Source organism: Moorena sp. SIO3B2 (genome assembly GCF_010692525.1).
GTDB lineage: Bacteria > Cyanobacteriota > Cyanobacteriia > Cyanobacteriales > Coleofasciculaceae > Moorena > Moorena producens.
In genome coordinates this window covers 1-14,428 of sequence record NZ_JAAHHE010000165.1, presented here as the reverse complement: position 1 = coordinate 14,428, position 14,428 = coordinate 1, and the positions used below count along the sequence as shown (strand labels likewise).

The following is a 14,428-nucleotide window of genomic DNA, read 5'->3' as shown; positions in this document are numbered from 1 at the left end:
CCATTGGAGGCAATTGTTATGCCCACGGTCAGCCCCTTTGTCCCCAAACTGATTTGTATGGTTTTGATATGCAACGGGGAACGGGCTTCGTGACTCCTCAAGTGGCAATGACATTAGGGATATTCATCCCGGTGGGAATCTTTGAAGCTTGTGCAAATGACTTGCAGCGCTATGATTTGGACGATCGCTTTCTCGCCATGAATCATGTCAGTATATTACCCGATCCCATGGGAGAGATCAAGGAGTATCTGCGGGAACTATTTTGGTTGGTGCAACATAAACCTGACTGGTTGAACCAGCCCCATGTTCAACAGCTGGTTGCAAATGATATCGTTCCGTTGCTGATTCAAGCCATTCCCATTCAAGGCAGTTCCACCCCTACCCTCAAACCGTCTCGGCGGAGAAAGTTGATTGCCCAAGCCGAGCTTGAAATGGTGGCTCAGTTGGAAAAACCCCTGACCCTCAAGGAGCTAGCCAAACGATTGGGGTCTAGCAGTTCAGCGTTGTCCTATGGGTTTCAGGAATTATTTGGCATGAGTCCCATGCGTTATCTCAAGGTGCGACGGCTCAATGCGGTGCGCAGGTGCCTTCAGGCACGTGATCCCGACAGTTGTAGCGTACAAACCCTAGCTAACCAATTTGGGTTTTGGAATCCAGGCCATTTTGCTAGAGATTACAGACTCATGTTTGGGGAATTGCCTTCAACAACCTTGCACATGAAAGCACCAGTTACACAATAATATTAAGGAAGAATTAAGGGAAATCACAACGTAAGCATATGCGCTACGAGCACGCTACGCGAACAGCAGTCAGCAGTCAGCTCACGTGTGGGAAAAGCCGAACTAACCCGTTTTATTCAAATTGCTATGGGTTAAGCCAGTGAAGTTGAAGATCACCTGTTACTGGCTCACGATCTTAACTTAACTCTTAGCCAAAGACTATCAATTCTATCCTAGCTTATTGTAGCACAAACTAGACCCGCAAAATTCCCCCACCTGCTACACGGCGGTGGGGGAATTTTGTGGAGAATTTTAAAATGCAACTATACCTGGTTTTGAGACGATTGATAACGAGGCTTAACAAAACGAATCATAGATAAAACTAATGATTATACCCTCAAATACTATTTGAGTCTTATGGTTAGTAAAGTTGGAATTTTTGAGTTTTCAGGGCAGGCGTTTATGTTTAGCCTTGAATAGGGAGCAAGTCAAAGTTGCACAGTCAAAGTTGCAGAACATATGAACTATGTACTATCACAGCAAGCTAAGACCCATCAGGGGGCTATAGCTTTAGTACAAATGCTCTGCATAAGTGACATGGGACCGGTGCAGAAAACTTGCAACACTAACGTTTAAACTCCCATACAAACAGGAGGTGTCATGAAATATTTGAGAGCTAATCGCTCTAGCCCAGATTGGGAAACGATTAGTGAATGTCCCAATCGCGATCGTACTAGGGATGACCTTCACCCTAGTCAGTTTCCTGCCAGGAACTAACCAGGGAATAGCACTTGCCGACACACAAGGCAAGCCCAACATCTTGGTAATTATGGGAGATGACATTGGTTGGACAAATATTAGTGCCTTTGAAAAGGGCATTGTCTTGGTTCATGTAGGGTGGGCAGTGCACCAGACAGATAATGAAGCTTGCAAAGCGCGTTGGTAGGCACTGCCCACCCGAAGATTAATGACAATGGTGCAAGATCTCAGCCTAGAAAGCCAGGAAAAAATAGCTTCACTGCTCCCCCAGTGAGGACTCAAATGAAACCAATGACAAGGGATCAATTGATGAACTCTTGCGTGTCCAATTCAGCCAAGGCTGCCCAAATCCCGCTTTGGGATGCGGCCTGAGTTCTATTAACCTCTATCGATCAAGGAGTTTCTGATTTATGCGACGAATTCTGAAATCAGGAATCGCTCTGGTGATTTCCCTGATGTTGTTTCTGTCGGGACTGCTGCCCTGGCTCCCGACTGCTCCTGCCTTTGCTGAGGAGACCACTACGCCCAATATTATCGTCATCATGGCAGATGACGTGGGTTGGTTTAACCTGAGTGCCTACAACGACGGTATGATGGGCTACCGTACCCCAAATATTGATCGCATTGCTGAAGAGGGCATCCGCTTTACCGATGCCTATGCAGAGAATAGCTGTACCGCTGGACGGGCAGCATTCATCACGGGTCAAAGCCCTGGACGTACTGGTTTGACCAAAGTAGGTCTCCCAGGGTCTGATTTGGGACTGAGTACCGAAGATATTACCCTGGCCGAAATCTTGAAAGAACAAGGCTATGCCACAGGCCAATTTGGTAAAAACCACCTTGGCGATCGCGATGAGTTTCTTCCTACCAATCATGGCTTTGAAGAGTTCTATGGCAACCTCTATCACCTCAACTCTGAGGAAGAGCCAGAAAACCCTGATTATCCCGGCGGAATAGACGGTGACTACGTTAAAAAGTATGGTCCCAAGGGCGTTCTCCATTCTTATGATACGAGGGTGGAAGGAGCACCTCAGACAGTGGCAGAAGCGAAAGAACTTCATGATTCTCTAGTCCCAGAGCATTTCTGTATTGATGATGCATCACTTTCTTATAAAGTAGATGAACTAGATGAAGATGATCCTGACTTTGAAGGCCCTGTGGGTCACCAAGTGATTTGCAACACAGGACCCCTGGATACTGATCGGATGCCTACGGTGGATGAGGAGTTTCAAGGTGTAGCCGAAGCCTTTATGGAAAAGGCAGTCAATAATAAGAAGCCCTTCTTCGTCTGGTTGAACCCCAGTCGGATGCATGTATATACCCACCTAAAGGAAGAATCCCAAGGCGTCACCGGTCAAGGGCTCTTTGCTGATGGTATGGTAGAAAACGATAATATGGTGGGCGAGCTGCTCGACGAACTTGATGAGTTGGGTGTTGCAGACAACACGATTGTTATCTACACCGCAGATAATGGAGCGCAATTCTATAAGTGGCCTGATGGTGGGACTATTCCATTCCATGGGGAAAAGAACACTAACTGGGAAGGTGGTTTCCGGGTTCCCTTTTTGGTGCGCTGGCCTGCCCGTTGGAAAGGTGGTGTCGTGTCCAACGATATCATTTCCATGTTGGATTGGTTACCAACTCTAGCTTCGGCAACTGGAATTGAAGACCTTCAAGATATTAAGACTGAATTGCTCAACCCTTGTCTTGAAGAAGATCCTCCAACGGAGGTTACCTGCGATGGGACTGAACTCCCCGTGGTTTATGAAGCCAACGATCGGGATTTCCACCCGTTGCACCTAGATGGGTACAACTTCTTACCTCGCCTGGATTACCTTGACAATATCAACCGCCTTAAATTACTTCTACGAAACCTAAAAATTACTAAGTTGCCAGTAGAAGAACTCTGTGATCAAGAACCCCGTGTAGAAGCACTCTGTGAACTCTCTGTAGAAGCACCCCGTCACGAGATGTTTTATCTCACGGACGATGCTTATCCCTCAGCTTTGCGCTACGACGATTGGAAACTGATCTTTGCCGAGCAACGGGAAAAAGGTGCCAAAGTCTGGTCTGAGCCTTTTATTAAATTGAGGATTCCTCTGATCATTAACCTGCGTCGCGATCCTTTTGAGCGTGCGCCAGAAGAATCATCATACTATGACATTTGGAAGACCAATCATGCGTTCATCATTCCACCAAGCCAAGCTTACGTTGATAAGTTCCTGAACACGTTTCGGGACTATCCTCCTCGTCAGTTTCCGGCTTCCTTTACCATTGATGGGCAATTGCAAGATCTGTTAGACGATCTTGAGAAGATGAGACTTGACGACTAAAGTGACCCCATGAAAGGGTTGGGGTGAGCAGTGCCCAACCCTGCACCTAAAAACTGAAATTTTGGGAGAAGAGACGATCGCCCTGCCACAGCTTTTCCATAGTTGGCTAATCATAGCTTGTCGTTTCTGCTCCACCCTCTAATAATCACGTTGAACTCTATTCACAAAGGAGTTTCTTAATTTATGCAACGAATCATGAAATCAGGCATTGCGATCGTAATGTCTATGATGCTTTTCCTCTCAGGAATGCTACCTTGGCTCCCAACAGCCCCAGCTTTTGCCAACGAAACCACGACCAAACCCAATATCATTGTGATCATGGGCGATGATATCGGCTGGTTTAACATTAGTGCCTATAACCTAGGCATGATGGGTTACGAAACACCCAATATTGACAGTATTGCCGATGATGGCATACTTTTCACTGACTTCTACGGTGAACAGAGTTGTACTGCTGGTCGTGCTGCCTTTATTACAGGTCAGAGTCCTGCACGCACAGGTTTAACCAAGATTGGATTACCTGGTGCGAAAGAAGGATTACAGCTAGAAGACCCAACCTTGGCAGAACTACTGAAGCCATTGGGCTACAAAACTGCTCAATTCGGTAAAAATCATTTGGGTGACTTAGATATGTTTCTACCCACTGCTCATGGTTTCGATGAGTTCTTTGGGAACCTCTATCACCTTAATGCGGAGGAGGAACCAGAGAACGAAGACTATCCAGAGTTAGGTAAATATCCTCTTTTTGACCTGTTTCGTCCACGGGGTGTCCTTCACAGCTACCCAGACAATACTAAACAATGTCCAGCTGGAGCAGAGGATGTCACAGACGAAGAGAGTCTTGGTCAAAGGGTTTGTGATACTGGTCCTCTGACTCAAAAGCGGATGGAAACCATAGATGAGGAGGTTCTTGACCGTACCCTTGCATATCTAGATGAGGTTGTTCAGCCAGACGCAAACGGAAATACAGATCCATTCTTTGTCTGGTTTAACAGCACCCGCAACCACATTTTCACCCACCTGAAGGACGAAGTGAAAGGCGTTACCGGACAAGGTGTCTACGCTGACGGTTTGGTGGAACACGATGGTCATGTTGGTCAACTTCTCAATAAGCTAGACGAACTCGGAATTGCTGACAACACTATTGTTATCTATACTACTGACAACGGTGCTGAGGTATTTTCTTGGCCTGATGGTGCTACCATTCCTTTCCGCAGTGAAAAGAACTCCACTTGGGAAGGAGGTTTCCGAGTTCCTGCAATGATCAAGTGGCCTGGTCATATTCCCAGTGGTGTAGTTTCCCACGATATTATCTCTCATCAAGATATGTTGCCAACGCTGATGGCTGCAGTTGGTGTGGACGATATCAAAGAGCAGCTTCTTACTGGCTATACTGCTGGCGATACAACTTACAATGTTCACATTGACGGCTATAACTTCTTGCCTTATCTAACTTCTCTAGGAGGCCCAGACTCAGAGGTAGCAACTCCTCGTGAAGAGTTCTTCTATCTGACCGACGGCGGTTTTCCATCCGCACTCCGGTTTGAAGACTGGAAACTGGTGTTTAGTGAAATGCAGGGTGAAGGGTTTGATGTTTGGTTTGACCCCTACGTAAATTTAAGGGGTCCTCGGATCATTAACTTACGTCGCGATCCATTTGAGAAAGCAACCTATGAGTCAAGCTACTACGATGACTGGCTAATTCGCCGAAGCTTCTTGATCGGTCCAGCAATTGGATATTTAGGCCAATTCCTCGAGACCTTTAAAGCCTATCCACCTCGGCAATTACCTGGCTCTTTTGGTATCGATAAGATGGTGAGCGATCTAATGGAGGAGCTGGAACATCCTGCATCGAACAATTAATTCAATTGTTACCGATTTGTCTCAATTTATAATAAGGGGAAGTTCATTCTTTCCCCTTTTTCTTAACATAATTAGGGCTTGCTGCATGAGTGTGTAAGCCATGCCAGACAACGGTCTCAATCATTTTTGGTTTCCCAAGTGCAAGGAAATGCTATCTAATCGGCTCAAAAACCTTGTACCGACCTGGGAAATTCCGTAAAACCTAACACCTAAAACCTTACCTACCACCTACCACCTATTCAAACCAGAAAATTACGACTTATTCTCCCAAACCCTAATTACCATGAATTATTCCTGGTTTTCCCATTTAATACGTCAACTTTCTCTAATTTGTTAGCATTACAAATGAGCGAATCAGATAGAATACTTTATCTGGGAGTTACTGTTGATACCTTTGAATCATTCTTCCAAGAAAAATTTTCCCAAGAAGCAGTAAAGGTTTATCAAGTAAAATTGCTAATATATAGCAATTCTACGACTTGTGAGGTACAAATTTCTGGTTTTTAGGGAGCAGGGAGCAGGGAGCAGGGAGCAGGGAAGAGGGAAGAGGGAAGAGGGAAGAGGGAAGAGGTAAAAAATAATGTGTACCTCATGAGTCCTAGAAACGCTATATAATCCTGTTGAGGAGATAATAACCGAATGGAAAAATTAGAAAAGTACCGATTAATAATTCGCCAACTATTAACTAATCATGCCAGGTTAGAAGCCAAGAATTCAGATTCAGAGATTGAGGGTCAAGTTATTTTTGACACAGAACATGACCATTATCAACTTCTAGATATCGGCTGGGATGGACTCAAACGAGTTTATAACTGTTTCATACATTTAGATATCAAAGATGGTAGAATTTGGATTCAGCGAAATATGACAGAAGCTGATTTGGCACAAGATTTGGTGGAAATGGGTATACCAAAAGACGATATTATTCTCGGTTTACATCCCAGTTATAAACGTCCTTACACAGGCTATGGAGTGGCTTAGTGATATTCAGCTTATGGGCTATGGGCACGCTACTTGAGGTGCCATTAGCCTTTGGCCAACGGCTGATAGCTGAACTGATCGCTGACCGCTGTTCCCGTAGCGTGCGCGTAGGGCATATGCTTAGGTACTAATCGCTTTTCTGGATCAACAATGAAGACTCCTTGGTTAAAATCACTTCTCTTCAAACTTTTCCTCAGTTTCCTGACAGTATGCCTAGTCTTTGGCACTGCCACACCAGTCAAGGCATCTCCCAGGGTAAATAGCTGCCCTGAAGGTATGACCTTCATCCCTGGGGGCACTTTCAAGATGGGTTCCGACGTTTACTACCCTTCCGAGCGATCTGCGGAAGATGTCACGGTTGAGAGCTTCTGCATCGATAAATACGAAGTCACTAATTCAGAATTTGCCAAATTTGTCAAAGAAACTGGTTATATTACAGTAGCAGAGCGTCCCCTCTCCTCGGAACAGTTTCCCGACTTACCAGAAGACCAACGGGCACCTGGTTCCCTAGTCTTTCAGATGCCGGACAATGGTGTTAGACCAGTCGGTTACCTGAGCTGGTGGAAGTGGACTCCTGGGGCTGACTGGCGACATCCCTTTGGTCCAAAGAGCAACATTAAAGGTAAAAAGAAATATCCTGTGGTTCATGTTGCCTATGAAGACGTTAAAGCCTATGCTAAGTGGGCAGGTAAGTCAATACCCACAGAAGCCCAATGGGAATATGCTGCTCATGGTGGACTGGATGATGCTACCTACAGCTGGGGTGAGCAATACTCAGCCAAGAAGGCTAATACCTGGCAGGGATTCTTCCCCTTTTTCAACACCAAAGCTGATGGTCACACCGGCACTGCACCTGTAGGTTCCTTTGAACCAAATGGTTATGGTTTGTATGACATAACTGGTAATGTCTGGGAGTGGACCTCAGATTGGTATAGCATCGGTCACAATGGCAAAGCCCACAGCTTTAATCCTACAGGACCTAATCAAAAAGAAAGCTTCGACCCCAGAGAACCGGGTGTTGCTAAACATGTCATTAAAGGCGGGTCTTACCTATGTGCTCCTAATTATTGTAGTCGCTATCGTCCTGCTGCTCGGGAGTCTCAATCACCGGATACAGGAACAACTCACATTGGATTTCGTTTAATTATATAATTTCCAGTTGAGATGACTAGGACAGCAATTCTCATTTTGGGAAATAGGTGTTCCAATTGTGCTGAGGGGGTGACATGAGCCCTGAAAAGCTTATTAGATAAGGCTTTGAGGCCAGTTATCTTAGCAAAGATAAACTCACAAATTGACCCTACTTTGATGTTCTGGAAGCTCAAACCCTCATAACTACGTCCAAGGTCAGTCCAAAACACCATGTATCTTTTTGTAACATATCGGCTGAAGGTATTACCCAGTAAGGATTTCAGCTTGCATGTCACCCCCTCAGCCAATTGTGGGAATGCGGATAGTGTATTAATATCTAGATCACTTTTAGATTACTACTGAGAGTTGAAGCGAGCAAAACCACCAGGGTTGTTTGACACAATAGTCAGTTATTTTCGCTCCTGTCTGAAATCTCTGCCAGACTTGCGAACGGGCAAAAACACTCGCTATACAATGGAAGATGCCGCCCAAGCGTGCCTTTGGTGTGTTCTTCACCCAAACTCCATCATTCCTAGCTTACCAGCGCCAGGATGAAAAAACCTAAGTACAGGACAAAAACTTGAAAAGATAGAGAGGAAAAGGGTTTCATGGAAATAATCACAATTTTCGACGAAACCCCTATGAACCAGGTTAACTTGCTGGTGCAAACATTAAAACCTGATCTGAAATGGCATGGAGCGCGACTCAGTTTCCTGGCTTTGTTTCTGATTGCTCTTTTTCGGGTCAAAACTGTAAACTTTGCGGAACTAGCCACCGGGTTTATGGGTACAGCAAAAACAGCATCGAACTACAAACGGCTACAAAGATTCTTCCGAGACTTTGAGCTAGACTACTATGGTCTAGCTCAACTAGTCGTCTCAATAATGGCAATCCCTGAGCCTTGGGTTTTAAGCCCTTACCGCACCCAGTGGCAATTTGGTCACCAAACCTTCAATATTTTCACCTTGGGTATTGTTCCGGCGCGGAGTAGCCTTTCCCATGTTGTGGTGGATGCTTGACAAGAAAGGAAACTCCCACACCGCTGAACGTATAGACTTGTGTGAGGAGTTTATTGAACTGTTTTGTGAACACCAAATTGCTTATGTTGCTGCTGACCGAGAATTTGTGGGACAACAGTGGCTAGATTATTGGCTTTCACAACCCATGATGCCCTTCAGGGTTCGTATTCGTCATAGCGTACGCTTGGGAGATGGTCACACTACCTTCCCAGCTCGTGTGGTGTTTGCCCATCTTCAGATTGGTCAATCTCAAAGACTCTTGAGCACTCGCCTTTTGTGGGGTCATTGGGTGGATGTGGAGGCTCTTCGTCTCGAAGATAATTCTTTAGTGGTGGTGGTAGCTCCTCCAAAAAGCCCTCCGAATCTACTCAATGATTACGCTCACCGCTGGGGTATCGAAACTTTGTTTGGCATTTTTAAGAGTCGTGGTTTCAACCTCGAAGATACCCATTTACAAGATCCTGAGCGTTTGAGTCGCTTGTTTGCTTTGCTCACTATTGCTTTGTGTTGGGCTTTTCGCACTGGTCAATGGCTATGTCAATTCCAACCGATTGTCATCAAAAACCATGGACGTAAAGCTAAGAGTCTTTTTCGCCATGGGTTTGATTACCTTCGCCGTCTGTTTCTTAATTTAGCTCAGTTTGATGGTGAGTTTCGTTACTCTCTTCGATTTTTGTCCTGTACTTAGTGAAAAAACTATTAAACCCAATATATTTGGTTGTTTTGAACCATATTGCTGGAGCATTATTAATCTTTTTGGGTCTATTTTTTTCGGTGTTGGGATTCGCAAAGATCTGGCTTTTTCCTCACAGCACCTTACAATTTATGGGCTATAATTCGTAATCAGCTCGATCAAGTTTATCTTGTATGGTGGCTTGAACTATGAAACCAATTCACTACAGGCGTTTAATGAAAATGATATATACTTAGTCATAGTATGAGTATTTTTGAAAAACTCGAATCCAATGTACGCATTTACAGCAGATCGTTCCCCGCAGTCTTTGAAAAGGCGAAGAATGCTTTGCTTTACAGTGAAGAAGGCAAAAGATACATTGATTTTTTTGCAGGCGCTGGGAGCCTAAACTACGGACATAATCCCCCGGAAGTAAGTGCGGCCTTAATTGCTTACTTGCAAGAGGATGGCATCCTTCTGAGCTTGGACAAAGAGACCCGCGCTAAAAAAGAGTTTCTCGAACAATTTTCAGATTTAATTCTGACTCCTCGGAATCTTGAATACAGAGTGCAGTTCACTGGTCCCACAGGGACGAACGCAATCGAGGCTGCTCTAAAACTCAGTCGAACCGTAAAAAAACGGCGCGGCATTATCGCATTTACCAACGGATTCCACGGCCTTACTCAGGGCGCACTTAGTGTTACAAGCAACTCATACTATCGGAATAATTTCTCTTTACAGGATGCCTACGTGAGCTTCATGCCCTATGACAGCTATTTTGGTCCTGAGCATAATACAGCCTCTTTCTTAAGAAGAATGCTTGAGGATCCAAGCAGTGGCATTGATATACCTGCAGCCATCATCCTGGAAGCAATACAGGCCGAGGGTGGAGTTAATGTTGCCAGCAGGGATTGGCTGGAAGAGATTCAACAGATCTGCATAGACTTTGACATTCTGCTGATCATAGATGATATCCAAGTGGGTAACGGCAGAAGCGGCTCATTTTTCAGTTTTGAAGATGCTGGAATCAGCCCAGATATTGTAGTGATGGCAAAATCGATCGGTGGTGGACTTCCCATGTCTTTGGTGCTCATCAAGCCGGAACATGACCAGTGGAAACCGGGAGAGCATACAGGAACGTTTCGGGGTAACAACCTGGCTTTTGTTGCATCGATATCCTTGTTGAATTATTGGAAAGATGACGGTTTAAAAGATGCGGTAATCAGAAAAAGCCAGATTGTACAAGATAGGCTGCAAAATATAGCCAACCAATACAAAGAGATGAACATGGAAGTTCGAGGGAAGGGATTAATCCAGGGCTTGAAAATTCCTGAAGAGGGTTTTGGCCGCAAAGTATCCAGAAACGCATTTAAACAGGGGTTGATTATTGAGACTGCCGGACCGTACAATGAGGTTCTAAAATTGCTTCCGCCTTTAACCATTGAAGATGAGTTGCTCCTTGAAGGTCTCGATATTATTGAAAAATCAGTTAAGCAATCGTTTGAATCACAAGAGTAGCAAGCATGATATTACGTCATTTGCAAGAGATTATCGGAACCAAACATGAGGTATTTGCTGAGAATAAAAACTGGGTGAGTCGGCAGTTACTCTTGAAAGAGGATCAAATGGGATTCTCTCTTCATGACACCATTATATTTGCCAAGACAGAAACACCTATCTGGTCTAAAAATCATGTGGAGGCGTTGTATTGTGTGGAAGGTGAAGGTGAAATAAAAGTTATTGAGAGTGGAAATATTTATAAACTCACCCCCGGTACTCTGTATGCTCTGAATCTACATGACGAGCATTACCTCAGGGCCAGCAAGGATATGCGGATCATATGCGTGTTTAATCCTCCCCTTAGTAGTCCAGAAGTGCATCTCCCGAACGGCTCCTACCAGGCCGATCCGGATGCGCGACAATTCATAGTAAACCGCAAAAAAGATCGCATGACCTTTGCTTACCTAAATCTTAAGGGACACCCCAGAGGAAATTACATGCTGGATCGCCTGATCCAGGCTGGATTGGAACCTGCGCTCGTGATTGAGGAGTGTTCCGATTTGGCTACGGCAGGTAGGCAGGAACTTGAGAAGCAATTGCAAAAGATTGCAGCGGAAACCCCATTGCCTCGATCCCTGCCAGAGATTCTCGCTGGACGCAATGTTCGCTGTGTCGAGACTGCCAATCATAACGACGCACAATCTGAAGAACTACTGACAGCGTTGTGCCCAGATCTGATTGTGCTGGGGGATACCCGGATTATCCGCAACAAGAATATCCTACGCATTCCCGATCTGGGTATTGTCAATGTGCATCCTGGATATTTGCCGACTGTTAGGGGGAATAATCCCTATCTTTGGTCGATCGTTCACGATCTCCCCCAAGGCGTTACCGTACATTTCATCGACGAAGGGGTCGATAGCGGGCCGATAATTGCAAGACAGAGGCTATATCTACAGCCAAGAGCCACTTACCCACAACTACTGGCTGCTATCAACCGACTGTGCGGAGAACTGTTGCTGGAAGCGCTCTGTTTTCTTAAAGCTGGTGGGGTGCAAAGTTTAGCGCAAGGGAACTTTGAGAATCCCGGTAAGAAAGTGTTTCGTTTATGCCCGCCTGAAATTAAGTCCGCTGCAATTCAAAAGTTGGAGAGCGGCGAGTACCGTTTTGAAGAAGTTTAAGGAATAGTATAAAAGTATTATTTATAGTGAATATTTATCTGGTTTATGGTTAGATCGAGAGGCTTTACTTGCAGGTATTTTAACCCAAATATTAGCAATTTTACAACAGGGATTAAATTGTTTATAATATCAAAAGTTTGTCAAAAATTTGAGCACAAATATTAATTATGATGTATAACCATTCCGAAAATCATTACAAAAATATCGCCAAGATTTTCGATAATCTCTGGTCCTACTCTCCTGAATATATTAAATTCACAACTAAAAAAATCATCAAACATCTACACCTAACTCCCACAGATAGTTTGGTAGATATTGGTTGTGGAACAGGAATTTATAGCCAAGAAATTCTCCATCAAGTTCAATTACAGCAACCGATTATTTGCGTTGATACTTCTGCTGAAATGCTAGAAAAAATTCCGGCAAATAGTCGATTAAATTCCATAGAAATGGATGGAGTAAAATTCTCTAAAAACCCAGGGATTTATAACAAAATTTTCTTAAAAGAAGCTATCCATCATATAGAGGAAAAATTTATACTATTCCAGAATTTATATCAAAGATTAACTCCTGGGGGAATTTTTCTATTATTGTTGTGGCCACCTAATATCGATCATCCTTTATTTACGAAAGCACTAGAGTTGTTTGAAAAAAACCAACCTCGCTATCAAGAAATGATTAATTTACTTGAGCAAGTAGGTTTTGTTGTTGATATGGATATGATTGAGTACCCTTTAGAATTGCCAAAAAATCAGTATTTTGAAATGGTAGAAAATCGTTATATGTCTATGCTTTCTGAATTTAATGATACTGAATTGGCAGCAGGTTTAAAGGAAATCGAAGAAAAATATCAGGATAAGTCAGTGTTGAAATTTAACGATCGCATGGTTTTTATAGCAGCAACTAAACCTGAGTAGATCTGAAGTCAGTAGGGGTGAATGGCCATTCGCCCCTATGTTCTTGCCATGACTAAATTTGAGAGGAGCGAGAATGTCCGGATCGTGTGCCATTCTGCAAAAAGAGTAGGCAAAAGTCGCTCAAACGGTATAGAAGCATTTGACAAGCAAAGCAATATTTCCTCCCACCCCTGCCAAGAGTTAGCTTCCCCGTCGCTCTTGGCATATACTCCACAATTTATCTAATGTATCAGCAGCAGTAGATCTGATCTGGTAATCAGCTATTTCTGAAAGTACAGTCTCAGCAGGATTAATTTCTACTATGGGTAAGTTTAACCTGTTAGCTCTATACAAAGGTTTAGTAATGTATGGGTAGTCTCTGGAGATACCGATCAAAAAAATCAGATCAAAGGAAATATTATCTACTATCTTGAAAGTTTCTTCTGACGAACTCATATGATCTTCACCAAATAACTCCATATCAGGACGAATTAATCCTCCACAAGCTGGACATATGGGTGGTAACTCCATGGGTCTACTATATCCAGCGAGGAGTTCTTCTGCAGTTGTCTTGTAAGAACAATCTACACAATATAGTTCCGAGAGTCGTCCATGTATTTCAATCAAGTTTTTACTACCAGCAGCGCGCTCGAATCCGTCTACATTCAGAGTCCATACCCATGTATTGGGTTTCCAAGCCTCAATTTGTGCAATTACCTGATGAGCACGATTGAATTTTGCTTTATAACAAGCTTCTCCAATTTGCCACAGATATTTCCAAGCTACTTCAGGACGAGTTTGTAACATATTGTTACTCATTGCTTCTTCGATTGGTATACCTTCTTGAGTGAGAACACCTTCAAAAAGTGCACCAACACCACGATATGTAGGTAGCCCAGAGTCTGCAGATAAACCCGCTCCAGCTATGAAAAGAATAGAATCTGCCTGGAGAATACAATCAGCGACAGCACTAATAACCTTATCCATTCGTCATATTATTGATATTTTTAGAAAAAACAGCCTTGTAATTTTAGAACATTTCTGGAAATAAACTAAATAACTGGAGTTTAGACTAACCATAGCAGTGCATTATGGCATATTTAGAGCTAATTTGTCAAGAAAATCTAAAGAGAACTCAATGACGTGCTGAGTAGCCTGTAATCTATATGGAAAAACGAGTTGAAGCACTGTATTCATGAGTCGTCTGCCTGAAAGCTGATTTATCAAGTAAATCTTAAATTAGCTATTCGGCTTAATGCTAGAGACGGTGTCACGAAGTGCAAACACTACTGAAAGCATTGATATATATATCTTTCAGGCACTTCCCATTACTAGTCTTAGTGGACTGGATTTTGCCAACAGCCTCCCAATTT

12 protein-coding genes and 3 pseudogenes are annotated in these 14,428 nt (G+C 43.7%); 13 read left to right on the top strand and 2 right to left on the bottom strand.

The window, feature by feature from the left end; all coding sequences use genetic code 11:
* Positions 1-2 precede the first annotated feature (2 nt).
* From F6K38_RS25445 to F6K38_RS25420, 6 genes are all read left to right on the top strand, one after another.
* The gene (locus F6K38_RS25445) at positions 3-740 is read left to right on the top strand and encodes a helix-turn-helix domain-containing protein (RefSeq protein WP_502709598.1); all 738 of its coding nucleotides are present in this window, start codon (positions 3-5) and stop codon (positions 738-740) included.
* Positions 741-1,428: 688 nt separating this feature from the next.
* Positions 1,429-1,665 carry a hypothetical protein gene (locus F6K38_RS25440; protein WP_287264646.1) on the top strand — a complete coding sequence of 79 codons (237 nt, stop codon included), beginning with the start codon at positions 1,429-1,431 and terminating at the stop codon, positions 1,663-1,665.
* Between the two features lie 223 nt (positions 1,666-1,888).
* Positions 1,889-3,811 (top strand): arylsulfatase, encoded by a 1,923-nt coding sequence (locus F6K38_RS25435; protein WP_287357883.1) that lies wholly within the window; start codon positions 1,889-1,891, stop codon positions 3,809-3,811.
* 183 nt (positions 3,812-3,994) lie between these two features.
* Complete coding sequence (locus F6K38_RS25430; protein ID WP_287357880.1) at positions 3,995-5,674, top strand: arylsulfatase; 1,680 nt, start codon at positions 3,995-3,997, stop codon at positions 5,672-5,674.
* Positions 5,675-6,019: 345 nt separating this feature from the next.
* Positions 6,020-6,181 carry an element excision factor XisH family protein gene (locus F6K38_RS25425; protein ID WP_287357877.1) on the top strand — a complete coding sequence of 54 codons (162 nt, stop codon included), beginning with the start codon at positions 6,020-6,022 and terminating at the stop codon, positions 6,179-6,181.
* A 132-nt stretch (positions 6,182-6,313) separates the two neighbouring features.
* The gene (locus F6K38_RS25420) at positions 6,314-6,655 is read left to right on the top strand and encodes a XisI protein (protein ID WP_287357874.1); all 342 of its coding nucleotides are present in this window, start codon (positions 6,314-6,316) and stop codon (positions 6,653-6,655) included.
* A 44-nt stretch (positions 6,656-6,699) separates the two neighbouring features.
* On the opposite strand, the gene F6K38_RS25415 is transcribed toward F6K38_RS25420, so the two are convergent.
* Positions 6,700-6,960 (bottom strand): hypothetical protein, encoded by a 261-nt coding sequence (locus tag F6K38_RS25415; protein WP_287357871.1) that lies wholly within the window; start codon positions 6,958-6,960, stop codon positions 6,700-6,702.
* A 1-nt stretch (position 6,961) separates the two neighbouring features.
* Here F6K38_RS25415 and F6K38_RS25410 point away from each other — a divergent pair, with 1 nt between their 5' ends.
* From F6K38_RS25410 to F6K38_RS25385, 7 genes and pseudogenes are all read left to right on the top strand, one after another.
* A complete protein-coding gene (locus F6K38_RS25410; protein ID WP_287357869.1) occupies positions 6,962-7,807 on the top strand; it encodes a formylglycine-generating enzyme family protein in 846 nt (281 codons plus the stop codon).
* Between the two features lie 381 nt (positions 7,808-8,188).
* A pseudogene (locus tag F6K38_RS25405) lies at positions 8,189-8,333 on the top strand (ISNCY-like element ISAtsp9 family transposase); the annotation flags it as partial.
* A 94-nt stretch (positions 8,334-8,427) separates the two neighbouring features.
* Positions 8,428-9,493, top strand: a pseudogene (locus F6K38_RS25400) (IS4 family transposase).
* A gap of 249 nt (positions 9,494-9,742) precedes the next feature.
* Entirely contained in the window at positions 9,743-10,996 is a 1,254-nt protein-coding gene (gene ectB / locus F6K38_RS25395; RefSeq protein ID WP_287357866.1) for a diaminobutyrate--2-oxoglutarate transaminase, read from the top strand.
* A gap of 5 nt (positions 10,997-11,001) precedes the next feature.
* Positions 11,002-11,376: pseudogene (locus F6K38_RS44390) on the top strand (ectoine synthase); the annotation flags it as partial.
* Between the two features lie 51 nt (positions 11,377-11,427).
* Positions 11,428-12,159, top strand: a complete 732-nt coding sequence (locus F6K38_RS44385) for a formyltransferase family protein (RefSeq protein ID WP_502709599.1) — start codon at positions 11,428-11,430, stop codon at positions 12,157-12,159.
* Between the two features lie 167 nt (positions 12,160-12,326).
* On the top strand, positions 12,327-13,076 hold the full coding sequence (locus tag F6K38_RS25385; protein ID WP_287357863.1) for a class I SAM-dependent methyltransferase: 750 nt from the start codon (positions 12,327-12,329) through the stop codon (positions 13,074-13,076).
* Positions 13,077-13,256: 180 nt separating this feature from the next.
* Here the strand turns inward: F6K38_RS25385 and F6K38_RS25380 are convergent, their stop codons facing one another.
* Positions 13,257-14,042: a Sir2 family NAD-dependent protein deacetylase gene (locus F6K38_RS25380; RefSeq protein ID WP_287248147.1), complete on the bottom strand. Its 786-nt coding sequence runs from the start codon at positions 14,040-14,042 to the stop codon at positions 13,257-13,259.
* Between the last annotated feature and the right edge of the window lie 386 nt (positions 14,043-14,428).

What these genes read in the sequence shown, in the direction of transcription:
- F6K38_RS25410 (WP_287357869.1), top strand. Translation starts at nt 6,962, where the DNA reads ATGGGTTCCGACGTTTACTACCCTTCCGAGCGATCTGCGGAAGATGTC.
- F6K38_RS25420 (WP_287357874.1), top strand. Translation starts at nt 6,314, where the DNA reads ATGGAAAAATTAGAAAAGTACCGATTAATAATTCGCCAACTATTAACT.
- F6K38_RS25435 (WP_287357883.1), top strand. Translation starts at nt 1,889, where the DNA reads ATGCGACGAATTCTGAAATCAGGAATCGCTCTGGTGATTTCCCTGATG.
- F6K38_RS25430 (WP_287357880.1), top strand. Translation starts at nt 3,995, where the DNA reads ATGCAACGAATCATGAAATCAGGCATTGCGATCGTAATGTCTATGATG.
- F6K38_RS25425 (WP_287357877.1), top strand. Translation starts at nt 6,020, where the DNA reads ATGAGCGAATCAGATAGAATACTTTATCTGGGAGTTACTGTTGATACC.
- ectB (WP_287357866.1), top strand. Translation starts at nt 9,743, where the DNA reads ATGAGTATTTTTGAAAAACTCGAATCCAATGTACGCATTTACAGCAGA.
- F6K38_RS25380 (WP_287248147.1), bottom strand. Translation starts at nt 14,042, where the DNA reads ATGGATAAGGTTATTAGTGCTGTCGCTGATTGTATTCTCCAGGCAGAT.
- F6K38_RS25385 (WP_287357863.1), top strand. Translation starts at nt 12,327, where the DNA reads ATGATGTATAACCATTCCGAAAATCATTACAAAAATATCGCCAAGATT.
- F6K38_RS44385 (WP_502709599.1), top strand. Translation starts at nt 11,428, where the DNA reads ATGACCTTTGCTTACCTAAATCTTAAGGGACACCCCAGAGGAAATTAC.